Origin of the sequence: Micromonospora sp. 15K316 (assembly GCF_004348525.1) — a bacterium.
Taxonomy (GTDB): Bacteria; Actinomycetota; Actinomycetes; order Mycobacteriales; family Micromonosporaceae; genus Micromonospora.
Genome location: NZ_SMKG01000096.1, coordinates 1 through 22,236 on the forward strand (window position 1 = coordinate 1; position 22,236 = coordinate 22,236).

Below are 22,236 nucleotides of genomic sequence, written 5' to 3' on the forward strand. Positions count from 1 at the left end.
CGGCGGAGGGGTGGTGTCGGGGTGGGCTCGTAGACTTCGCGGATGGCCTCCCCCACCGACCTGCGCACCTCCGAGGCGCTCCAGGTGTTGCGCCGGGTGTTCGGCTACGACACCTTCCGCGGATTCCAGCAGGACGTGATCGACCACGTGGTGGCCGGCGGCGACGCGCTGGTGCTCATGCCCACCGGTGGCGGCAAGTCGCTCTGCTACCAGATCCCCGCCCTGGTACGCCCCGGCGTCGGGGTGGTCGTCTCCCCGCTGATCGCGCTGATGCAGGACCAGGTCGACGCGCTGACCGCGCTCGGCGTACGGGCCGGCTTCCTCAACTCGACGCTCGACCTCGACGCCCGCCGTCGGGTCGAGGCGGCCTTCCTCGCCGGCGACCTGGACCTGCTCTACCTGGCGCCGGAGGCGCTCGGCTCCCGGGCGACCGTCCAGCTGCTCGACCGGGGCAAGATCGGTCTGTTCGCGATCGACGAGGCGCACTGCGTCTCCCAGTGGGGGCACGACTTCCGGCCCGACTACCTCGCCCTGTCGATGCTGCACGAGCGGTGGCCGGACGTGCCACGGATCGCGTTGACCGCCACCGCGACCAGCGCCACCCGCACCGAGATCGCCACCCGCCTCGACCTGACCGGGGCCCGGCACTTCGTGGCCAGCTTCGACCGGCCCAACATCCAGTACCGGATCGTGCCGAAGCGGGAGCCGCGTAAGCAGCTGCTGAGCCTGCTGCGCGACGAGCACCCCGGTGACGCCGGCATCGTCTACTGCCTCTCCCGCGCCTCGGTGGAGAAGACCGCCGAGTTCCTGACCGCGAACGGCATTCCCGCGCTGCCCTACCACGCCGGCCTCGACGCGGGCACCCGCGCCACCCACCAGCAGCGGTTCCTGCGCGAGGACGGCCTCGTCATGGTGGCCACCATCGCCTTCGGCATGGGCATCGACAAACCCGACGTGCGCTTCGTCGCTCACCTCGACCTGCCCAAGTCGGTCGAGGGCTACTACCAGGAGACCGGCCGCGCCGGGCGGGACGGTCTGCCGTCGACCGCCTGGCTGGCGTACGGCCTCCAGGACGTCGTCCAGCAGCGCAAGCTCATCGAGACCTCCGACGGCGACCTGGCCCACCGCCGCGGGCTGGCCCGGCACCTGGACGCGATGCTCGCGCTCTGCGAGACGGTCCGCTGCCGCCGGGCGCAGCTGCTCGAATACTTCGGCGACTCACCCACCGGCGACTGCGGCAACTGCGACACCTGCCTCAACCCGCCGGAGACGTGGGACGGCACGATCGCCGCGCAGAAGCTGCTCTCCGCCGTGTTCCGGTTGGACCGGGAACGCAACCAGCGTTTCGGGGCGGGGCACAGCATCGACATCCTGCTCGGGCGGAAGACCGAGAAGGTGACCCAGTTCGGTCACGACTCGCTCACCGTCTTCGGCATCGGCGGCGAGCTCGGCGAGGCCGAGTGGCGGGCGGTGGTCCGGCAACTGCTCGCCGAGGGCCTGCTCGCGGTCGAGGGCGACTACGGCACGCTGGCGCTCACCGACGCGAGCGCGGAGGTGCTGGGCCGGCGGCGGACGGTGATGATGCGCCGCGAACCGGAGCGGCCCGCGTCGACCCGTACCGGCCGCTCGAAGGCGGCCGCCGCGGTCGTCGAGTTGCCGGCCGCCGCGGCCCCGGTCTTCGAGCGGCTCCGCGCCTGGCGCGCAGCCACCGCAAAGGAGCAGGGCGTCCCCGCGTACGTGATCTTCCACGACGCCACGCTGCGGCAGATCGCGACCGACGCGCCCACCTCGCTGGCCGAGCTGTCCCGGGTCAGCGGGGTCGGCGAGAACAAGCTCGCCAAGTACGGTGAGCAGATCCTCGGCGTCCTCGCCGACGCCCCGGCCTGACCACGGGCTCGGCCCAGCCGGGACCGTGCGCGGATCTTGGTGAGATTCGGCCCCCGCGGGGGCCGTTTCCTACCAAGGTTTCGACGGCTGGCTCCCCACCTGACCGGCGAGCTCACTCGGTCGTCGGCGCCTCGGTCGTCGGCGCCTTCTCGGTTGCGCCGCCGAGCGCGGCGAGGATCGCCTCGGCCGTCCGCCGGCCCACCCCCGGCACCTCGGTGATCTCCTCGACGCTGGCCGCCGAGAGCCGCTTGAGCGACCCGAAGTGCCGCAGCAACGCCTTGCGCCGCACCTCCCCCAGCCCGGGCACCGAGTCCAGCGCCGACTGGGTCATCCGCTTCGAGCGGCGCTGCCGGTGGAAGGTGATGGCGAACCGGTGCGCCTCGTCGCGCACCCGTTGCAGCAGGTAGAGGCCCTCGGAGCTGCGTGGCAGGACGACCGGGAACTCGTCGTCGGGCAGCCACACCTCCTCCAGGCGCTTGGCCAGGCCGCAGAGCGCGACGTCGTCGATGCCCAGCTCGGCCAGGGCCTGTGCGGCGGCGGCGACCTGCGGCGCACCGCCGTCGACCACCACCAGCTGCGGGGGGTAGGCGAACCTGCGGGGCCGCCCGGTGGTCGGGTCGACCAGCGCGCCGACCCGCGGCTCGCCGGCGCCGGCCTCCCCGTCCGGGGCCTCCAGGTCGTCGGCCGACTCGACGCCCGCCTCGCCGGTCTCGGCGCGGGCGTCCAGGTAGCGGGCGAAGCGGCGGCGCAGCACCTCGGACATCGCGGAGAGATCGTCGGTGGCGCCGCGGATGATGAACCGGCGGTACTCGCTCTTGCGTGGCAGCCCGTCCTCGAAGACGACCATGCTCGCCACCACGTCGGTGCCCTGGATCTGCGAGATGTCGAAACACTCGATGCGTAGCGGCGAGGTACGCATCCCGAGCGCCTCGCTGATCTCATCGAGCGCCTTGCTCCGGGTGGTCAGGTCGCCGGCGCGGCGGAGCTTGTGCCGGGCCAGAGCGTCCTTGGCGTTGCGTTCGACCGTCTCCATGAGGACGCGCTTGTCGCCGCGCTGCGGCACCCGCAGGGAGACCCGGCTGCCGCGGTGGTCGGAGAGCCAGTCGGCCAGCGCGTCGGCGTCGCCGGGCAGCTCGGGCACGAGCAGCTCGCGGGGCACGTCGGCCTCGCCGTGCTCGCCGCCGTAGACCTGGGTGCAGAAGTGGTGCACCAGGTCGCCGGTGGTGAGCTCCTCGGTCTTCTCGACCACCCAGCCACGCTGGCCGCGCACCCGGCCGTCGCGGACGTGGAAGACCTGAACGGCCGCCTCGAGCGGGTCGTCGGCGAAGGCCACCACGTCGGCGTCCGTGCCGTCGCCGAGCACCACCGTCTGCTTCTCCATCGCCCGCCGCAGCGCGGCGACGTCGTCCCGCAGCCGGGCGGCCCGCTCGAACTCCAACTGCTCGCTGGCCTCGGCCATCTCGCGTTCGAGCTTGCGCACCATCGTGTCGGTGCGGCCGGCCATGAAGTCGCAGAAACCGTCGACGATCTCCCGGTGCTCCTCGGCGGAGACCTCCCCCACACAGGGCGCCGAGCACTTGCCGATGTAACCGAGCAGGCAGGGGCGGCCGACCTGACCGGCGCGCTTGAAGACGCCGGCGGAGCAGGTACGCGCCGGGAACACCCGCAGCAGCAGGTCGAGCGTCTCGCGGATCGCCCAGGCGTGCGAGTACGGCCCGAAGTAGCGCACCCCCTTGCGCTTGGCGCCCCGCATCACCTGCAGCCGCGGGTACTCCTCGTCGAGCGTGACGGCGAGGTAGGGGTACGACTTGTCGTCCCGGTAGCGGACGTTGAACCTCGGGTCGTACTGCTTGATCCAGGTGAACTCCTGCTGGAGCGCCTCGACCTCGGTGCCGACCGTGATCCAGTCCACCGACTCGGCGGTGGTCACCATCTGGCGGGTGCGGTCGTGCAGGTTCCAGAGGTCGCCGAAGTAGGAGTTGAGGCGGCTGCGCAGGTTCTTCGCCTTGCCGACGTAGATCACCCGGCCGGTTCCGTCGCGGAAACGGTAGACCCCCGGCGACTCCGGGATGGTGCCAGGTGCGGGACGGTAGGTCGAGGGGTCAGCCACGGCTGCAAGCCTAGTCCGCGGCACCGACAGGACCTCGTGGCGGCGCGGGCGACCGGGGATGACCGGGATGACCGGGAGGTCGGGGCGCCGCGTCGCCGCGACCCCGACCTCCCGACCCTCGACCGCTCCGATCAGGCGAAGGAGATCTGGTCGCCGACGACCTTCACGGGCTTGGCGGGCAGCGGCCTGGTGGCCGGGCCGGCCTTGACCGAACCGTCCTCGATCGAGAACTTGCTGCCGTGGCAGGTGCAGTTGATCGTGCCGCCGTCGACGTTCGACACCGGGCAGCCCTGGTGGGTGCAGATCGGGTCGAAGCCCTTGAACTGCCCTGCGGTGGGCTGGGTGATGACCACGCCCTCGGCGGCGAGCACCTTGCCCCCGCCGAGCGGGACGTCGGCGGTGGTGGCCAGCGACTGCGAGCCCTGCCGGTCGCCGCCGCCCGCGTCCCCGGTGCTCGGCACGGCCGGTCCGCCGCTGGTGGGCTGCTGCCCGATCGCGCCGTCGCCCGCGTCGTTCCCGCCACAGGCCGTCAGGACGACGGCCGCCCCGACCGCGCCGGCGCCGGCGAGCAGCGCCCGCCGCGTCTGCGTGCCCGGACCGGTCAACTCCTGATGGTCACTCATGCCTTGCCCTTCTCTCGGCTGCTGCGGCTCGTCCCGACCCCCGCGGCCACACCTTTTTCACACGTCCCACTGTGCCCGACGGTTCACTCTCAGCGTGCCGGAACAGCCGCCGGCTGATCATCCGCCCCACCCGCGAGTACGGCGAGTGACCGCGCGGGGCGCCCCGTCGGCGCCCGAGGAGAGCCCGCGCCCGCGCGGGACCGCGAGCCAGCGGCGGAGCCCGGCCGGTCAGCGGGCCCCGGCCGGCACCTTCCGGCCGCTGCGGGCCTTCGACCCGTTGGCCTTGGCCGCCCGCGTGGTCGCCGCCGCGGCGCCCTTCGCCTCGCCGTCGAGCTTCAGCACCTGGCGCAGGAACTGCCCGGTGTGACTCTCGGGCACCTCGGCGACCTCCTCCGGCGTGCCGGTGGCCAGCACCGTCCCGCCCCGGTGCCCACCCTCCGGGCCCATGTCGATCAGCCAGTCCGCCGTCTTGATCACGTCGAGGTTGTGCTCGATCGTGATCACGGTGTTGCCCTTGTCGACCAGCCCCTCGAGCACCATCAGCAGCTTGCGGATGTCCTCGAAGTGCAGGCCGGTGGTCGGCTCGTCGAGGACGTAGACCGTCCGCCCGGTCGAGCGCTTCTGCAGCTCGGAGGCGAGCTTGACGCGCTGCGCCTCACCGCCGGAGAGGGTCGGCGCGGGCTGGCCGAGACGGACGTAGCCGAGACCGACGTCGACCAGGGTCTTGAGGTGCCGGTGGATGGCCGGGATGGCGGAGAAGAACTCGGCCGCCTCCTCGATCGGCATGTCCAGCACCTCGGCGACGGTCTTGCCCTTGTAGTGCACCTCCAGGGTCTCCCGGTTGTAGCGGGCGCCCTTGCAGACCTCGCAGGGGACGTACACGTCGGGCAGGAAGTTCATCTCGATCTTGATGGTGCCGTCGCCGGAGCACGCCTCGCAGCGCCCGCCCTTGACGTTGAACGAGAAGCGCCCCGGGCCGTAGCCGCGCACCTTCGCCTCGGTCGTCTCGGCGAAGAGCTTGCGGATGTGGTCCCAGACACCGGTGTAGGTGGCCGGGTTCGACCGGGGGGTACGACCGATCGGCGACTGGTCGACGCCGACCACCTTGTCGACGTGCTCCAGGCCGGTGACCCGGGTGTGCCGGCCCGGCACCAGCCGGGCACCGTTGATCTGGTTGGCCAGTACGGCGTGCAGGATGTCGTTGACCAGCGTCGACTTGCCCGAGCCGCTGACCCCGGTGACCGCGATGAGCTGGCCGAGCGGGAAGCTCACGGTGAGGTTGCGCAGGTTGTGCTCGCGGGCGCCGTGCACCACCAGCTCCCGGCCGGGGGTCTGCGGCCGGCGCCCCTGCGGCGTCGGGATCGACCTGCGACCCGACAGGTACGCCCCGGTCACCGACTCCGGGTTCTCCAGCAACGCGGGCACGGAGCCGCTGTGCACGATCCGGCCGCCGTGCTCACCTGCGCCCGGCCCGATGTCGACGATCCAGTCGGCGGTGCGGATGGTGTCCTCGTCGTGCTCGACCACGATCAGCGTGTTGCCCAGCCCACGCAGCCGGACCAGGGTCTCGATCAGCCGGTGGTTGTCGCGCTGGTGCAGCCCGATCGACGGCTCGTCGAGTACGTAGAGGACGCCGACCAGGCCCGAGCCGATCTGCGTGGCCAGCCGGATGCGCTGGGCCTCGCCACCGGAGAGGGTGCCGGCCGGGCGGTCCAGGGAGAGGTAGTCCAGGCCGACGTCGAGCAGGAACCGCAGTCGGGCGTTGATCTCCTTGAGCACCCGCTCGGCGATCATCTTCTGCCGGTCGGTCAGCTCGATGCCGGCGAGCAGCTCGGCGCACTCCCCCACCGACAGGTTGCAGATCTCGGCGATGCTCTTGCCGGCGATGGTGACCGCGAGCACCTCCGGCTTGAGCCGGGTGCCGCCGCAGGCCGCGCAGGGCACGTCGCGCATGTAGCCCTCGTACTTGTCCCGCGACCACTCCGACTCGGTGTCGTTGTGCCGCCGCTCGATCCACTGCACCACGCCCTCGAAGCCGGTGTAGTAGGAGCGCTCGCGCCCGTACTTGTTGCGGTAGCGAACGTGCACCTGGTCGTCGGAGCCGTGCAGAATCGTCTTCTGCGCCCGCGACGGCAGCGCCCGCCACGGCGTGTCCACGTCGAAGTGCTCGGCCTGGCCGAGCGCCTCCAGCAGGCGCAGGAAGTATTCCAGGTTGTGCCCGGTCGACCAGGGCTGGATCGCGCCCTCCCGCAGCGTCCGCTCCGGGTCGGGAACGACCAGCTCCGGGTCGACCTCCTTCTTCGTGCCGAGACCGGTGCACTCAGGGCAGGCGCCGTAGGGCGCGTTGAAGGAGAAGACCCGCGGCTCCAGATCCTCGATGGCGAGCGGGTGGTCGTTGGGGCAGGCGAGGTGCTCGGAGTAGCGCCGCTCCCGGTCGGGGTCGTCCTCGGCCAGATCGACGAAGTCGAGCAGCACCAGCCCGCCGGAGAGGCCGAGCGCCGCCTCGACGGAGTCGGTCAGCCGCTGCTTGGCGTTCGCCTTCACGGTGAGCCGGTCGATCACCACCTCGATGGTGTGCTTCTCCTGCTTCTTGAGCTTCGGCGGCTCGGTGAGCGGGTGCACCACACCGTCGACCCGGGCCCGGGCGTAACCCTTGGCCTGGAGCTCGGTGAAGAGGTCGACGTACTCGCCCTTGCGACCCCGTACCACCGGGGCGAGCACCATGAACCGGGTGCCCTCGGGCATGGCCAGCACGCGGTCGACGATCTGCTGCGGGCTCTGCTTCGAGATCCGCTCGCCGCAGACCGGGCAGTGCGGCTCGCCGACGCGGGCGAAGAGCAGGCGGAGGTAGTCGTAGACCTCGGTGATCGTGCCGACGGTCGAGCGCGGGTTGCGCGAGGTCGACTTCTGGTCGATCGAGACGGCCGGGCTCAGCCCCTCGATGAAGTCGACGTCGGGCTTGTCCATCTGGCCGAGGAACTGCCGAGCGTACGACGAGAGCGACTCGACGTAGCGGCGCTGCCCCTCGGCGAAGATCGTGTCGAACGCCAGGCTCGACTTGCCCGACCCGGAGAGCCCGGTGAACACGATCAGGGCGTCCCGGGGCAGGTCGAGACTGACGTCACGCAGGTTGTGCTCGCGCGCGCCACGGATGATCAGTCGGTCGGCCACGGTCCGTGTACTCCCGGGTGAAGACGGTGAAGAAGATGAGGCGGATCTGTCCGCTCGGAGGCGATTCTGAGCGGTTGTGTGGGCGCAGAAGAACGCCTCGGCAACTCTAGCCCCGAGGTACGACAATTCTCCGCGCCCGCACATTCCCCCAGCTCAGCGCGGTCCGCCGCGCGCGTGGAACCGGTCTGCGGGCCGCCCGCACGAGGAGGACCGGCCGACCGGGCGACCCGGCCGACCCCGCGCACCGTTCGGGTGGTTGATCGACTCGACTTCCGCGTGGGCCGGGGTGTCGTGGGCGTGCCGATGCCCCGATGTCAGGGAAGCGAGTCGACCATCCGTCGCGCGGCGGCGGGCCCTCAGTAGCCGCCCGGTGCGGGCGGCCGGCTCGGCCGGCTCGTCCGCCGACGTGCCCCCCGCCAGCCGCCACGCCGCTCGGCGGCGAGCCGCGTCTCCCGCCGCCGGGTCTCGAAGGCCACCTCCCGCTGCAGCCGGCGCCAGCTCTCCCAGCGTCGGGCGGTCAGCTCGCCGTTCTCCAGCGCCTCCCGCACCGCACAGGCCGGCTCGCCGTCGTGCGCGCAGTCGGCGTACCGGCAGTCGAGGGCGAGCTCCGCGATGTCCGCGAAGGCCTGGTCCAGGCCCGCCGAGCCGTCCAGCAGGCCGACCGCCCGTACGCCCGGGGTGTCGATCACCGCGCCCCCACCCGGCACCGGCACCAACGCCCGCCAGGTGGTGGTGTGCCGGCCCTTGCCGTCGACCCGGCGAATCGCCTGCGTGGGCATCACCGCCGCCCCGGCCAGCGCGTTGACCAGGCTCGACTTCCCCGCCCCGGACGGGCCGAGCAGGCCCAGGGTGCACCCGGGGGCGACCTGCGCCCGCAGCGGGTCGAGGCCCGCGCCGTGCTCGGCGCTGACCGCCAGCACCGGCACGCCCGGCGCGATCGCGGCCAGCTGACGCGCGATCGCCTCCGGGTCGGCGGCCAGGTCGGCCTTGGTGAGCACGACGAGTGGCCGGGCGCCGGACTCGTGGACGAGGGAGAGCAGCCGCTCGATGCGTCCGGTGTCCGGCTCGGGGTGCACCGGCTCGACCACCGCGGCGGTGTCGAGGTTGGCGGCGAGGACCTGCCCGCTGGCGTCCTTGCCGGCGGTGCGGCGCACCAGCGCGGTCCGCCGGGGCAGCACGGTCTCCACGGTGCGGCGCCCGTCCGGCCAGGTGCCGACCAGCACCCAGTCACCGGCGCAGGGCAAGTTGGTCAGGTCGCGGACGGCGGCCGCCAGCAGGGTGCCGCCCACACTGGCCCGGACCGGTCCGTCCGGGCAGAGCACGGTGCACACGCCCCGGTCGACCCGGGTGACCCGGCCCGGCTGGTGACCGCCGCGTCGACGGGCGTGCGCCGCCCACCCGGCGTCCCAGCCGAGGGCTGTCAGTTCGATTCTCATGGCATCCTCATCGGTGTCGGAGGTGATGGCGGAACACGCGTGCCAGGATCGGCATCGGCCCTCACCTCCTCCCGATCGATCCGGTGCCGCGTCGGTGCCGACGGTAGGGGGCGCGGCGACGCGCCGAAAGCCATTTCCCCGGCGACGCCGTGCCGCGCTACCGCTAGGGTCGGAACGTGACCACGGACCCGCTGCTGCTGACCGGCGAGGTGCAGGCCGCGACCGCGCGGCTGCTGGGCACCGCCGCAGTCCTCGATGAGGCGGGTCTGGCCGCCGCGTCGCTGCTGCCGGGCTGGAGTCGCGGCCACGTCCTGGCGCACCTGGCCCGCAACGCCGACGGCTTCGTCAACCTGCTCACCGCCGCGCGCACCGGCGAGCCCCGGCCGATGTACGCCTCGCCCGCGACCCGGGTCGCGGACATCGAGGCCGGCGCGGCCCGGCCGGCCGACGCCCACCTGGACGACCTGCGTCGCTCGGCGGGCCGGCTCGGGGAGGCGGTGGCCGCGATGCCGGCCGAGGCGTGGACCGCCACCGTCGCCACTCCGGGTGGACCGAGGGTCGCCGCCGAGCTGATCTGGTGCCGGCTGCGCGAGTTGGAGGTCCACCACCTGGACCTGGCCGCCGGGCATCGTGCCGCCGACTGGCCCCCGGGCTTCGCCCACCGGCTCCTGCACGAGGTCGTCACCGACCTGGCCGCCCGGCCCGAGGCGCCGGCGATGGTGCTGCGGTTCGACGGGACCCGGCACGAACTGGTGATCGGCGAGCGCGACGGCGCACCTGTCGTCGCCGGCCCCGCCCCCGACCTCGCCGCCTGGTTGATCGGCCGGGGCAGGGGAGACCTCCTCAGTATCACCCCCGAAGGCCCCCTGCCGAACCCACCGGAATGGATGTAGACAGCACATGACCTACCGCGGAGAGGTGACCCCCGGCGGCCCGCCGGAGGTGCGCGAGCTCGACCGGCTCACCGTCAGCAAGTTGTCGGTCGGCCCGATGGACAACAACGCCTACCTGCTGACCTGCCGCTCGACCGGCGAGCAGCTGCTGATCGACGCCGCGAACGAGGCGCCCCGGCTGCTGGAGCTGATCGGCGACGGTGGCCTCACCGCCGTGGTCACCACCCATCAGCACATGGACCACTGGGTGGCGCTGGAGGAGGTCGTGGCCAAGACGGGCGCCCGGGCCCTGGTGCACGTCGACGACGCGGCCGGCCTGCCGATCGAGACGGAGACGCTCACCGACGGGGAGACCGTACGCGTCGGTGACTGCTCCCTGGAGGTCATCCACCTGCGCGGGCACACCCCCGGTTCCGTCGCGCTGCTCTACCGCGACCCGGCCGGCGTCCCGCACCTCTTCACCGGGGACAGCCTCTTTCCCGGTGGGGTGGGCAACACGGACAAGGACCCGGAGCGGTTCGCCGCGTTGATCGACGACGTCGAACAGAAGCTCTTCGACCGGCTGCCCGACGAGACCTGGTTCTACCCCGGCCACGGCAAGGACAGCACCCTCGGCGCGGAGCGACCGGCCCTGCCCCAGTGGCGTGCCCGCGGTTGGTGACCGCGCTCAGGCGGCCCCATCGGCGCCGGTGAGCGCACGCAGCCGGCGCCGCGTGCCGAGCAGCACCACCCCGGCGAGCGCCAGCCCGACCGACATGGTCACCAGCATCGGGGTGGACTCGCCGGGGAACAGCCCGGCCAGGGAGCGGGAGGCGGTGCCGAGCAGCAGGTAGAGACCGGCCCAGCCGGCGGCGCCGAGCGCCGCGCAACCGATGAACCGCCGGTACGACATCCGCAGCCCGCCGGCGGCGAGCGGCAGCAGCGCGTTGAACACGGGCAGGAACGGTGCGACCAGGACCATCCGGCCGCCGCCCTGGCGCAGGACCCGCTCGGCCGCCGCCCACCGTGACTCGCCGATCCAACCGCCGACCCGACTGCCGCGCAGCCGGTCCCCGTAGTGGCGGCCGGCGAGGAAGCTCAGCGACCAGCCGGCCAGGCAGCCGCCGACCACGGCCGCGAAGGTGGCCAGCCCGGTCGCGGGCCGGCCCACCCCCACCGCGGCGAGAATGGCCACGTCGCCCGGGACGAGCACCCCGAGCAGCGGTACGGCGTCGAAGAGCATGACCACTCCAAGGACTCCCACCAGAAGCATGGTGGGCAACTCTCCGACCTGCGCGAACCAGTCCGCCATGACCCGTACGGTATTGCCGTGCCGCCACCGGCCGCATCCGGCCGGATCCCCGAGCCCACCCTGACTCCGGCTCGGGGTGCCCCCTGATCCGGCGCCTGTCGGTGACCGGGCACGCTCAGGCCGGCCGCAGCACCTGCACCCGGCGCACCGGGGTGTCGACCGCGGGTTCGGTGGTCGGCACCGGATAGCTGGTGACCACCGCCAACCGGCCCGCCGGCAGGTGGCCCCGGTCCGGGTCGCCCACCAGCACCTCCGTGCCGTTGGCGGCGGCTCGGGCGAGGAACGGCAGCACCCGCTCGGCCAGCGCCCGGTCGTAGAGCACGTCGCCGGCGAGTAGCAGGTCGGCGTCGCCCCCGGCCGTGTCGAGCAGATCGTCACCGGTGGCCACGACACGTACCCGGTTCGCCCGGGCGTTGACGGTCACGGCGGCGACCGCGTACGGGTCGATGTCGTTCGCCGTGACCTGCTCGGCCCCGGCGAGGGCGGCGGCGATCGCCACCAGCCCGGATCCGGCGGCCAGGTCCAGCACCCGGCGACCGGCGGCCAGGTCGGGGTGGTCCAGCAGGTGACGGGCGAGCGCCTGCCCGCCGGCCCACACCGAGGCCCAGTACGGCGGTGGCAGCCGCCGGCCGGCGTACGCCTCCATCCGCGCCCACCACAGGATCGGGTCCTCGGCCACGTGCAGCCGCACCTCGGGTACGAACGGGGTGGGCACCAGTCGCAGCCGGTCCATCCCGCCCCCCGGCGCGCCGATCTCGCGCTCCAGCTCGGACAGGGCGGCGAACGCGGCATCCCTCACCGGCGCAAGCATGCCCGAGCCCGGGTGCGGCCGCGCGGGTTTCCCGGGGTCGCCGGAAGAGTTCACCCGGCCACCTGCGGCACTTCGCCCGGCGGATAGGCGTTTGGCCCGTTACTGTCGGGGGTGATACAGGGCGATCATCGGTCGGCGGCCGGTGGTCAGCCGTTTTGGAACAGGGAGAGACGCATGGCAACCGGCACGGTTAAGTGGTTCAACTCGGAAAAGGGCTTCGGCTTCATCGAGCAGGACGGCGGAGGCCCGGACGTGTTCGTCCACTACTCGGCCATTCAGAGCGGTGGCTACCGGGAGCTGAGCGAGGGGCAGAAGGTCGAGTTCGAGGTGACCCAGGGCCAGAAGGGCCCGCAGGCGGACAACGTCCGCCCGATGTAGATATCCCGCGTGCCACGGCGGCGGTCGGCGAGCCGACCGCCGCTGCGGCGTGTCACGACACGCTTCCGCCGGCCGCGGGCGCGTCCACTGCCGTCAGCGCCGCGCGGCGGGGCGCCGATCCGGCTCGGGTCCGCCCCGGCGGCTCGGGGGCGGCGGGCAGGTCCCGCCGGCGTCGTATCGGCCCGAACAGCAGGATCAGCGGGGTGAGCGCCAGCCAGCCGGTCATCGCCAGCACCGCGACCCGTACCCCGAGGACGGTGCCCAGCGCGCCGGCCAGCAGCGCGGCCAGCGGGATGGTGCCGTAGTTGAGCAGCTGCATGCTGACCGTGACCCGGCCGAGCAGTTCGTGCGGCGGGTACGTCTGCCGGAAGCTGCCCTTGACCACGTTGCCCACGGCCACCCCGAGGCTGACCAGCATCCCGCCGAGGGTCGGCCAGAGCAGCGCCGGGCCGGGACCGGCCAGCGGGATGAGCAGCGCCGGCGGCCCGCTGAGCGCCGCCGCGAACAGCATCGCCCGGGCGGTGCCGAGCCGGCGGCCCGCGGTGGTGGCCAGCAGCGCGCCCGCGATGCCGCCGAGGCTCATCGCCGCGACCAGCAGGCCGACCGTCCCGGGGGCGAGCCGCACCTCACGGACCAGGAAGAGCACCAGCACCGCCTGGTAGCCGACCAGCCCGATGTTGCTCGCCGCACCGAAGAGCGTCATCACCCGCAGGTACGGATCGCGGGCGACGAACCGTACGCCGTCGACGATCTCCCGGCGCAGGGTCCGGGCGGGGCCGGACCGGGCCGGCCGGGGTTCCGTCCTGCGGATCCGGGCCAGGCACAGCGCGGAGAGCAGGAAGGTCAGCGCGTCGAGCAGCAGCGCGGCGACCGCGCCGACGGCCTGCGCGATCAGGCCGGCGAGGCTCGGCCCGACCACGTAGCTCGCGGTCTGGGTGGCCTGCAACTTCGCGTTGCCCTCGGGAACCTGGGCCGGGCGGAGCAGGAAGGGCAGGTAGACCTGGTCGGCGGTCTCGAAGAAGACCCGGGCCAGCCCGGCGCCGAGCGCCACGACCAGCAGCTGACCGATGCTGAGCCGGCCGGCGACGGCGGCGGCCGGGACGCTGAGGAAGAGCAGCGCCGACACCAGATCACAAGTGATCATGACGGGTCGGCGGGGCAGCCGGTCCACCCAGGCGCCGGCCGGCAGACCGACCAGCAGCCAGGGCAGCCACGCCGCAGCGGTGAGCACGGCCACCTGGAAGGTGCTCGCGTCGAGCACCGCCACCGCCACCAGGGGCAGGGCCACCGCTGTCACGTTGCTGCCGATGCCGCTGACGGTCTGGGCCGCCCAGAGCATCCGGAAGTCGTGGTGTCGCAACAGCCCGCCGCGCCGGGCCCGCGCCGGGGCGAGCGCGGTCACGGCTGCGCCGGAACGCCGTAGGCGAAGACGAAGACCGGCTGCCGCTCGCGCCCGTCGTCGGGGACCTCCCGGTCGGCCCAGCGGGCCAGCAGGTCGATCAGCTCGCGGCCCAGCTCGGCCAGCTCCTCGGGGCTGAGGTGCAGCCAGGAGTCGGTGGAGAACGGGCCGTCGCCCCAGGCCGCGTGCGCCGTCTCGTCCGCGGCGTGCCAGGCCCGGGCCAGCGAGACGTGCCGGTCCAGGTTGAGCGAGGTGGCGGCGTCGGCCACCGCCCGGGCCGCCGGGTCCTCGTCGAAGTCGGCGTTCGACCAGCGCACACCCCGGCTGACCAGTCGCCACCACCGCTCGCGTCGGTCCCGGGCCAGCTCCGGCGCCTCGGCGACCAGCTCGGCGGCGGCGAGCACCTTGAGGTGGTGGCTGATGTTCGCGGGCGCCTGGCCGGTGCGCTCGGCGAGCAGACCGACGGTGGCCGAGCCGTGCACCTTGAGCACGTCCATCAGCCGGCGACGCAGCGGGTGGGACATCGCGGCCAGCACCCGGGAGTCGGTGACCTGGCGTACGTCGTGGTTCTCCATGCCGGCAGCATCACATGGACAACAAGCATTGCGCAATACCTCTTGCGCAATGCTTGTTGCCGATGGGCGGGTGGGCCGTCCCCGGGCCGGGACAGCCCACCCACGACTCAGTCGGCCAGCCGGCGGGCGAGTTCCTCGGCGACCTGCTGGGCCATCGTCGGCGGGATCGCGGCGGCGATCTTCTCGGGCGTGAGCGAGGCCAGTACGCCCTGGACGATCGCCGGCTCGTCGGTGAAGTCCTTCGACGACAGCCCGCTGACCTGCGCCACCAAAGCCGGATACGCCCGCGCCATCGCGAGCATCAGCGTGAGCGGCGAGTTGGCCGACGGCGGACCGACCACCCCGCCGGCGCCGACTGGCGAGATCAGCCAGTTACGCAGGTTCGACAGGTCGGCCAGGACGTCGTCGACCGTTCGGTTCGGATTGCCCGTGTCTCTGCGGATCTTGTCGGTGAGTTCCATCTCGTCCTCCTCGGGAGGGGCCGGGGCGATGAGCCCGATGCTGGTGAGGTAGCGGCGGAACAACGGGGTCTGGTCCCGGCCCGCCTTGATCGAGTCGCGGAAGAAGCTGAAGTGCGTGTGCCAGAGGTGCGAGTCGTCGCCGCTGCTGCGCCGGCCGAGCCGGTCCCAGCGGCGGACGACCCGGCCGTCCGGGCTGTAGATGATTTCCCGGAGGTCGCGCGTGTCCGCGGCGCCCGCGGTGCACTGGCCGACACACCAGGTGGAGAAGCTGCGCAGGTCGTGGGTACGGCCCTCGGACGTCACCCGGAACTGGCCCACGTCGAGGGCGGCCGCGTCCAGGGTCAGCCCGTTGCGGTCGCGTGGCGACTCGACGACGGAGTAGTCGTTGTTGACCACCCGGTCCGAGCCGCAGTGGTAGCCACCCCGGTGGGCGGGGTCGCCCACGATGCCCACCTCGGCGGGCTCGAGGTCCACGTCGCGAACCCGGTTCTTGTCGACGTTGAGGTGAGTGAGGAGCAGGCTTCGTACGGCCATGAGGTTCGCCGGAGCCCGGGTCATGATCTCCCCCCTTTCCGATCGGACGGGGGCCGGGCGCGGCGTTACATCACGTGATTGGGGTGGAGTGACGCTCAAGCCCGACCTACTGGTGCACGGCGCCGGGCGTTGGCCCAACCATAGCTCGGTGTTTGAGCAAACGCCCAGGTCAGAGCGTTTCACGTTCACATTAGACGGAGTCGATCACCACTTCGGACACTCAGCCGCACAGCCGGGCTTGACGCTCGGCAACTTCACGTAGCGTGATGTGCTCGCGGTGGTCGCGCCCGTGGCGTCACCCGTCGGCCGTCCGGTGTGGACCGGCCCGGTGGCATCCGGCTCAGCCGCTCCGGGACGGCTCGGTGCGGGCGGCCCGCACCTCGTCCCGGTAGTCACGCGCCGACTCGGCCATCATCCGCAGGAAGCGGTGCACCACCTGCAACTCGTCGTCACTGAACCCCGCCACCACGGCGTCGGTACGCGCCCCCAGTGGCCCGAAGAACGCGGTGGCGAGCGCGGCCCCACGGTCGGCGTAGTGCAACAGGACCTTGCGCCGGTCGTCGGCGGCACGACTCCGGCGAAGGTGACCGGCGCGCTCCAGCCGGTCGACCAGCGCGGTGACGGAGCCGGAGGAGAGACCGAGGTGCGCACCGAGACGGCCGGGGGTGATCGGCTCACCGACGAGCTCGGCGTCCATGACCGCGATCAATGCCTGCAGGTCGGTGGCGTTGAGCCCGTGCAGACCGGCGAAGGCGTGCCCGATGTGCTGCGCGTCCGACGAGTAGCGCCGCAGGTCACCGGTGATCTCGGCGACCAGTCGCTCGCGCCGGGTGTCGCGCCGCCGGTACATGCCGTGCGCCGTCACCTGCCGTCGTCCCCCCCTGCGATCTTCCGGCTTGCAGCCTAGTCCACCCGCCAATAATCTCGGCTATCAAGATACTTGGCAGTCAGGAGAATCCGGATGACTCTGCGTGCGGCTGGGCAGCGCGTGGCCGGCACGGTCAGCGGCAGGTGGAGCGCATGGGTCGTCCTGCTGGTCGCCGTGGCAATCTCCGGCGCCCTGGTGTCGTTCGGCGGTACGGCCCGCACCAGCAACGACCCGACCGGGGCCCTGCCGGCCGGCACCGAGTCGGTCCAGGCCGCCGCCCTCGCCCGACAGCTGCCCGGCGGGCAGCTGAACCCGACCCTCGTCGTCTACTCCCGGGCCGGCGCCCCGCTCAGCGACCAGGACGAGGCGGCGATCCGGGCCCACACCACGACGCTCGCCCCGCTCGGCACCGGCCCGATCTCCCCACCGGTCCTCTCCCCCGACCGGCGCGCGGCGCTGCTCGCCGTGCCGCTGCCCGCCGACGCCGACCCGGACGCGATCACCGATTCCGTCGACCGGCTGCGCGCCACCGCCCGCGACGGACTGCCGCCCGGGCTGACCGCCCAGGTCAGCGGCGGCGCCGGCTTCCGCGCCGACGTCGCCTCCGCCTTCGACGGCGCCAACGTCACGCTGCTGCTGGTCACCGTCGCCGTGGTGGCGGCGCTGCTGACCGTCACCTACCGCAGCCCGTGGCTCTGGCTCGTCCCGCTGGCCGTGGTGGGCACCGCCGACGTCGTGGCCAACGCCCTGATCGCCGTCGTCAGTCGCGCCGTCGAACTGCCCATCGACCCCTCCACGACCGGCATCGTCGACGTGCTGGTCTTCGGCGCCGGCACCAACTACGCGCTCCTGCTCATCGCCCGCTACCGCGAGGAGCTGCGCCGCCGCCCCGACCGGCGCGACGCGCTGCGCCACGCGCTGACCTCGGCCGGCCCGGCGATCGCCGCCAGCGCCACCACCGTCATCCTGAGCCTGCTCACGCTGACCGTCGCGGTGCTGCGCAACGACCGGGCGATCGGCGTCGCCGGTGCGGTCGGCATCGGCACCGCCGCGCTCTACGGTCTCGTCGTGCTGCCCGCCGCGCTGGCGGTCTGCGGACGCGGCCTGTTCTGGCCCTTCGTGCCCCGACCCGGAGAGGCCGAACCGACCCGCAGTGGCGGATGGGCGAGGGTCGGCGACCTGGTCGCCCGCCGACCCCGTGCCGTGCTCGCCGGCGCGCTGATCCTGCTGGTCCTGCTCACCACCGGGCTCTCCGGCGCCCGATTGGGGCTGAGCAAGACCGAGCAGTTCCGGGTGCAGGCCGAGTCGATCGACGGCCTGCGTACGCTCAGCCGCCACTTCCCCGCCGGCACCGCCGACCCGACCGTCGTCGTCGGGCGCGTCGACGCCGAGGAGGCCCTGCTCGCGGCGATCACCGCCACTCCGGGCGTCGCCACCGCCCGGCCCACGGGGCGTACCGCCGAACTGGTCGGCGTGAACGTGGTGCTGACCGCCGAGCCGGACAGCGGCGCGAGCTACGACACGATCCGCGAACTGCGGGACCGGGTGCACGAGGTGCCGGCCGCCGACGCCCGGGTCGGCGGCACGGTCGCCACCAACCTGGACACCCGGGACGCGGCCGTACGCGACCTCACGGTGGTCGTACCGCTGGTCCTCGCGGTGGTACTGCTGGTACTGCTGGTACTGCTGCGCTCGCTGGTCGCGCCGCTGCTGCTCGTCGCCACCGTGGTCGGCACCTTCTTCGCCGCGCTCGGCGCGAGCACCTTCCTCTTCACCCAGGTGCTCGGTTACGCAGCCCTGGACACCAGCGTGCCGCTGCTGTCGTTCCTGTTCCTGGTGGCGCTCGGGGTCGACTACAACATCTTCCTCACCACCCGGGCCCGGGAGGAGGCCGTCAGCGAGGGCACCCGGCAGGGCGTCCGCACCGCCCTCGCCGTCACCGGCGGCGTGATCACCAGCGCCGGTGTCCTGCTGGCCGCCGTCTTCGCGGTGCTCGGGGTACTGCCGCTGGTGCTGCTCACCGAGATCGGCGTCATCGTCGGGCTCGGCGTCCTGCTGGACACCTTGCTGGTGCGCACGCTGCTGGTGCCCGCGATCGTGCTGCTGCTCGGGCGGCGCTTCTGGTGGCCCGGCGGGCTCTCCCGGCGTACGGATCCGGCGTCCGCCGCGGCGAGGCCGGCAACCGAAGCCGGGGATCGGGCGGGCACCCGCGGCTGACCCCGCCTTCCGCGCAGGCCCCGCCGCCCGGCCCGGGTGACCTCGGGTCGCCTAGCCGGGCTCCACCGGGTGCGGCCGCTCCCCGGCGCCCTCCGGCGCCGGCCCCTCGGCCCCTTCCGGCGTCGCCGCCGGCCCTTCGGAACCGGGCGCCGACGCCGGGGCCCGCCCCGGCCCGCCGACCGCCCGGTTCCGGGTCGCCCACGCCACCATGAACACCGCCGTCCAGAGCACCCCGAGCAGGACCGCGGCGATCGTCCCGCTCGCCGTGCTCAACCCCAGGTAGAGGCGGGCTCCGGCGAGGTAGACCACCCCGGCGGCGGCGCCGGTCCAGGCGGCCACGGCCACCGGCCAGCGCGTGTTGCGGGACAGCAGCCAGGCGAGCGTGCAGAGGCTCGCCGTCACCACGGCGTTCTGAGTGGGGAAGAGCACACCGTCCGGGCCGGACCCGGCCGAGCCCGCCAGGTGGGCGGCCAGGGCCAGCACCAGCAGCGGGACGAACGCGCCCACCGTGCCGACCAGGCTGAGCAGGTCGGCCCGCCACGACCGCTGCCGCCACGCCAGCACCGCGGCCACCACGGCGACCAGCGTGATCAGCACCGGCCCGCGCAGCGCCGACACGGTCGCGAGGCCGACCTCGACCGCCCCCGAGGTCCGCCGGGCGGCGAACCAGCCGGCTATGGCGTCGTCCACCAGCGCCAACCCACTGTTGCGTACCACGAACTCCAGCAGCCCGGCGAAGGCGAGACCGGCGGCGAAGAGCAGCAGGAGGCCCGCGGTCAGGTTGAGCAGCAGCGTCCAGCCGGGCCCGATCCGCATGGCGAGCAGGAAGAAGAGCACCCCGTACCGGCCGGCGAGCCAGCGCACCGGCGGCAGGGCGGTGGCCCGGGACAGCAGCGCCCGCACCGGGTCCGGGTTACGCCCCAGCCAACGACCGATCAGCACCACCGCGACCAGGGCGGCGAGCAGCACCAGCACCGCGCCGGTGGCCCGGCCCAGCAGCCGGGAGACCGTCTCGTACGACTCACCGGCCACGTAGCCGACCAGGACCGAGCCCCCCACCCAGCCGACGATCCCGGCCACGTTCCACGGCGCGAAGCGCCGGTACGGCATTCCGGCGGCACCGGCCAGGCGGGGCACCAGGGTGCGGGCGAAGGCGATCCAGCGGGCGGTGAAGACGCCCCGGCCGCCGAGCCGGCTCAGCAGCGCGTCCGCCCGCTGCCAACGCTCGGGGCCGACCCGCGTGCCGAGGCCGCTGGCGCGCAGTTTCGGCCCGTACCGGCGACCCGCGCGGAACGCGAGTGTGTCGCCGATCACGGCTGCGCCGATCATCACGAGCAGCGCCGGGGCGAGCCGTAACGTCCCCGCGTACGCTAGGAAGCCGACCAGCAGCAGGGTCGCCTCTCCCGGCACCAGCAGCCCGAAGATCACGGCGGTCTCACCCGCGACGATCAGCGCGGCGACCAGGTAGATCAGCAGGGGCGGCAGACCCTGCACGAAGGTCAGCAGGTCGTGCACTCGGCCCCCATGAACACGAGGGTCAGCATGCCAGCCGTGCCCACGGCTGGGACAGGACTTCCACCACAGATCCGGGCCATTCGGGGGGATGACCCCGAGGCGGAACCGGCAACCTCGGACAGGAGAGTATGGAGGGTATGCAGCTACGCACCGACCTCCGCAACGTCGCCATCATCGCCCACGTCGACCACGGCAAGACGACCCTGGTCGACGCCATGTTGCGGCAGGCCGGCGCGTTCGGCGCCCGGGCCGAGGTGACCGACCGGGTGATGGACTCCATGGACCTGGAGCGGGAGAAGGGCATCACGATCCTGGCCAAGAACACCGGCGTGCGCTACATGCCGGCCGACGGCTCGGATCCGGTGACCATCAACATCATCGACACCCCCGGCCACGCCGACTTCGGCGGTGAGGTCGAGCGCGGCCTCACCATGGTCGACGGGGTCGTCCTGCTCGTCGACGCCAGCGAGGGCCCGCTGCCGCAGACCCGCTTCGTGTTGCGCAAGGCACTGCGGGCCCGCCTCCCGATCATCCTGGTGATCAACAAGGTGGACCGGCCGGACGCCCGGATCAAGGAGGTCGTGGACGACACCTACGAGCTCTTCCTCGACCTGGACGCCGACGAGGAGCAGATCGACTTCCCGATCGTCTACGCCTGCGCGCGCGACGGCATCGCCTCGCTGACCCAGCCCGCCGACGGCGCCGTGCCGGACGACAGCCACAACCTCGAACCGCTCTTCCGTACCCTGCTGGACACGATTCCGGCGCCCGCGTACGAGGCGGACGCGCCACTGCAGGCGCACGTCACCAACCTGGACGCCTCGCCGTTCCTGGGCCGGCTGGCGCTGTGCCGGGTCCGTCAGGGCACCATCAGCAAGGGCCAGACCGTGGCCTGGTGCCGCACCGACGGCAGCACCCAGCGGGTACGCATCTCCGAGCTGCTGATGACCGAGGGGCTGGAGCGCAAGCCCGCCGAGTCGGCGGGTCCGGGCGACATCATCGCCGTCGCCGGCATCCCGGAGATCATGATCGGCGAGACCCTGGCGGACGCGGAGAACCCGATCCCGCTGCCGCTGATCACCGTCGACGAGCCGGCCATCTCGATGACCATCGGCACGAACACGTCCCCGCTCGTGGGTCGGGTCAAGGGCGCCAAGGTCACCGCACGGATGGTCAAGGACCGGCTCGACAAGGAGCTCATCGGCAACGTGTCGCTGCGGGTGCTGCCGACCGAGCGCCCGGACGCCTGGGAGGTGCAGGGCCGGGGCGAGCTGGCGCTGGCCATCCTCGTCGAGCAGATGCGCCGGGAGTCGTACGAGCTGACCGTCGGTAAGCCGCAGGTCGTCACCCGGGAGATCGACGGGAAGACCTGCGAGCCGGTGGAGCGGCTGACCATCGACGCCCCGGAGGAGTACCTGGGTGCGATCACCCAGCTCCTCGCGACCCGCAAGGGCCGGATGGAGCAGCTGGTCAACCACGGCACCGGCTGGATCCGGATGGAGTGGCTGGTCCCGGCCCGGGGCCTGATCGGCTTCCGGACCGAGTTCCTGACCGACACCCGGGGCACCGGCATCCTGCACCACGTCTTCGAGTCCTACGAGCCGTGGTTCGGCGAGCTGCGTACCCGGCAGAACGGCTCGCTGGTGGCCGACCGGGCCGGCGCGGTCACCTCCTTCGCGATGATCAACCTGCAGGAGCGCGGCCAGCTCTTCGTCGAGCCCAGCACCGAGGTGTACGAGGGCATGATCGTCGGGGAGAACTCCCGCTCCGACGACATGGACGTCAACATCACCAAGGAGAAGAAGCTCACCAACATGCGGGCCTCGACCTCCGACGAGACCGAGAAGCTGATCCCGCCGCGCAAGCTCTCGCTGGAGCAGGCCCTGGAGTTCTGCCGCGAGGACGAGTGCGTCGAGGTGACGCCGGCCGCGGTGCGTATCCGCAAGGTGGTGCTGGACCAGCAGCAGCGTGGTCGGGCGGCGGCCCGCCGCAAGCACGCCGGCTGACCCGCCCAACGCACACCGGAGCCCGGCCCGCCGCCCACGGCAGGCCGGGCTCCCCCTTTCC

At 72.8% G+C, this 22,236-nt stretch carries 17 protein-coding genes; 6 read left to right on the forward strand and 11 right to left on the reverse strand.

The features are described from left to right. Positions 1–42 precede the first annotated feature (42 nt). Entirely contained in the window at positions 43–1,887 is a 1,845-nt protein-coding gene (gene recQ / locus E1211_RS18790) for a DNA helicase RecQ (protein ID WP_132350309.1), read from the forward strand. A 112-nt stretch (positions 1,888–1,999) separates the two neighbouring features. Here the strand turns inward: recQ and uvrC are convergent, their stop codons facing one another. The 4 genes from uvrC to rsgA form a co-directional block, all read right to left on the reverse strand. After that, positions 2,000–3,997, reverse strand: coding sequence for an excinuclease ABC subunit UvrC (gene uvrC / locus E1211_RS18795; RefSeq protein WP_132350310.1), 1,998 nt, complete (start codon positions 3,995–3,997; stop codon positions 2,000–2,002). A gap of 131 nt (positions 3,998–4,128) precedes the next feature. Next, complete coding sequence (locus E1211_RS18800; RefSeq protein WP_132350311.1) at positions 4,129–4,620, reverse strand: Rieske (2Fe-2S) protein; 492 nt, start codon at positions 4,618–4,620, stop codon at positions 4,129–4,131. Positions 4,621–4,848: 228 nt separating this feature from the next. Further along, positions 4,849–7,791, reverse strand: coding sequence for an excinuclease ABC subunit UvrA (uvrA, locus tag E1211_RS18805; protein ID WP_132350312.1), 2,943 nt, complete (start codon positions 7,789–7,791; stop codon positions 4,849–4,851). A 356-nt stretch (positions 7,792–8,147) separates the two neighbouring features. Further along, positions 8,148–9,227, reverse strand: a complete 1,080-nt coding sequence (gene rsgA / locus E1211_RS18810) for a ribosome small subunit-dependent GTPase A (RefSeq protein ID WP_132350313.1) — start codon at positions 9,225–9,227, stop codon at positions 8,148–8,150. Positions 9,228–9,403: 176 nt separating this feature from the next. Here rsgA and E1211_RS18815 point away from each other — a divergent pair, with 176 nt between their 5' ends. Further along, positions 9,404–10,120: a maleylpyruvate isomerase family mycothiol-dependent enzyme gene (locus tag E1211_RS18815; protein WP_132350314.1), complete on the forward strand. Its 717-nt coding sequence runs from the start codon at positions 9,404–9,406 to the stop codon at positions 10,118–10,120. A 7-nt stretch (positions 10,121–10,127) separates the two neighbouring features. Further along, positions 10,128–10,781: an MBL fold metallo-hydrolase gene (locus E1211_RS18820; RefSeq protein WP_132350315.1), complete on the forward strand. Its 654-nt coding sequence runs from the start codon at positions 10,128–10,130 to the stop codon at positions 10,779–10,781. 6 nt (positions 10,782–10,787) lie between these two features. On the opposite strand, the gene E1211_RS18825 is transcribed toward E1211_RS18820, so the two are convergent. Together E1211_RS18825 and E1211_RS18830 are read right to left on the reverse strand one after the other, a co-directional pair. Beyond that, on the reverse strand, positions 10,788–11,411 hold the full coding sequence (locus E1211_RS18825; RefSeq protein WP_132350316.1) for a DedA family protein: 624 nt from the start codon (positions 11,409–11,411) through the stop codon (positions 10,788–10,790). 115 nt (positions 11,412–11,526) lie between these two features. Further along, complete coding sequence (locus E1211_RS18830) at positions 11,527–12,144, reverse strand: methyltransferase (RefSeq protein ID WP_243709593.1); 618 nt, start codon at positions 12,142–12,144, stop codon at positions 11,527–11,529. Positions 12,145–12,396: 252 nt separating this feature from the next. Between E1211_RS18830 and E1211_RS18835 the strand changes: the two genes are divergently transcribed. Next, the gene (locus E1211_RS18835) at positions 12,397–12,600 is read left to right on the forward strand and encodes a cold-shock protein (protein ID WP_120677909.1); all 204 of its coding nucleotides are present in this window, start codon (positions 12,397–12,399) and stop codon (positions 12,598–12,600) included. Positions 12,601–12,652: 52 nt separating this feature from the next. On the opposite strand, the gene E1211_RS18840 is transcribed toward E1211_RS18835, so the two are convergent. From E1211_RS18840 to E1211_RS18855, 4 genes are all read right to left on the reverse strand, one after another. Further along, positions 12,653–14,002, reverse strand: coding sequence for an MFS transporter (locus E1211_RS18840; protein ID WP_207915424.1), 1,350 nt, complete (start codon positions 14,000–14,002; stop codon positions 12,653–12,655). Then, positions 13,999–14,574, reverse strand: coding sequence for a helix-turn-helix transcriptional regulator (locus E1211_RS18845; protein ID WP_132350318.1), 576 nt, complete (start codon positions 14,572–14,574; stop codon positions 13,999–14,001). The genes E1211_RS18840 and E1211_RS18845 overlap by 4 nt, the downstream gene beginning before the upstream one ends. 107 nt (positions 14,575–14,681) lie before the next feature. After that, complete coding sequence (locus tag E1211_RS18850; protein ID WP_132350319.1) at positions 14,682–15,593, reverse strand: hypothetical protein; 912 nt, start codon at positions 15,591–15,593, stop codon at positions 14,682–14,684. Between the two features lie 316 nt (positions 15,594–15,909). Then, entirely contained in the window at positions 15,910–16,419 is a 510-nt protein-coding gene (locus E1211_RS18855) for a MarR family winged helix-turn-helix transcriptional regulator (protein ID WP_132350324.1), read from the reverse strand. A gap of 111 nt (positions 16,420–16,530) precedes the next feature. Between E1211_RS18855 and E1211_RS18860 the strand changes: the two genes are divergently transcribed. Continuing rightward, positions 16,531–18,654 (forward strand): MMPL family transporter, encoded by a 2,124-nt coding sequence (locus tag E1211_RS18860; RefSeq protein WP_132350320.1) that lies wholly within the window; start codon positions 16,531–16,533, stop codon positions 18,652–18,654. 51 nt (positions 18,655–18,705) lie between these two features. On the opposite strand, the gene E1211_RS18865 is transcribed toward E1211_RS18860, so the two are convergent. Further along, entirely contained in the window at positions 18,706–20,169 is a 1,464-nt protein-coding gene (locus tag E1211_RS18865) for a DedA family protein (protein WP_132350321.1), read from the reverse strand. Positions 20,170–20,306: 137 nt separating this feature from the next. Between E1211_RS18865 and typA the strand changes: the two genes are divergently transcribed. Then, complete coding sequence (typA, locus tag E1211_RS18870; RefSeq protein ID WP_132350322.1) at positions 20,307–22,175, forward strand: translational GTPase TypA; 1,869 nt, start codon at positions 20,307–20,309, stop codon at positions 22,173–22,175. Positions 22,176–22,236: the final 61 nt, after the last annotated feature.

Coding starts and splice junctions, on each gene's coding strand:
- E1211_RS18855 (WP_132350324.1), bottom strand. CDS start 16,419: ATGTACCGGCGGCGCGACACCCGGCGCGAGCGACTGGTCGCCGAGATC.
- recQ (WP_132350309.1), top strand. CDS start 43: ATGGCCTCCCCCACCGACCTGCGCACCTCCGAGGCGCTCCAGGTGTTG.
- E1211_RS18830 (WP_243709593.1), bottom strand. CDS start 12,144: ATGGACCGGCTGCGACTGGTGCCCACCCCGTTCGTACCCGAGGTGCGG.
- E1211_RS18820 (WP_132350315.1), top strand. CDS start 10,128: ATGACCTACCGCGGAGAGGTGACCCCCGGCGGCCCGCCGGAGGTGCGC.
- rsgA (WP_132350313.1), bottom strand. CDS start 9,227: ATGAGAATCGAACTGACAGCCCTCGGCTGGGACGCCGGGTGGGCGGCG.
- E1211_RS18850 (WP_132350319.1), bottom strand. CDS start 15,593: ATGACCCGGGCTCCGGCGAACCTCATGGCCGTACGAAGCCTGCTCCTC.
- typA (WP_132350322.1), top strand. CDS start 20,307: ATGCAGCTACGCACCGACCTCCGCAACGTCGCCATCATCGCCCACGTC.
- E1211_RS18800 (WP_132350311.1), bottom strand. CDS start 4,620: ATGAGTGACCATCAGGAGTTGACCGGTCCGGGCACGCAGACGCGGCGG.
- E1211_RS18845 (WP_132350318.1), bottom strand. CDS start 14,574: ATGGAGAACCACGACGTACGCCAGGTCACCGACTCCCGGGTGCTGGCC.
- E1211_RS18860 (WP_132350320.1), top strand. CDS start 16,531: ATGACTCTGCGTGCGGCTGGGCAGCGCGTGGCCGGCACGGTCAGCGGC.
- E1211_RS18835 (WP_120677909.1), top strand. CDS start 12,397: ATGGCAACCGGCACGGTTAAGTGGTTCAACTCGGAAAAGGGCTTCGGC.
- E1211_RS18825 (WP_132350316.1), bottom strand. CDS start 11,411: ATGGCGGACTGGTTCGCGCAGGTCGGAGAGTTGCCCACCATGCTTCTG.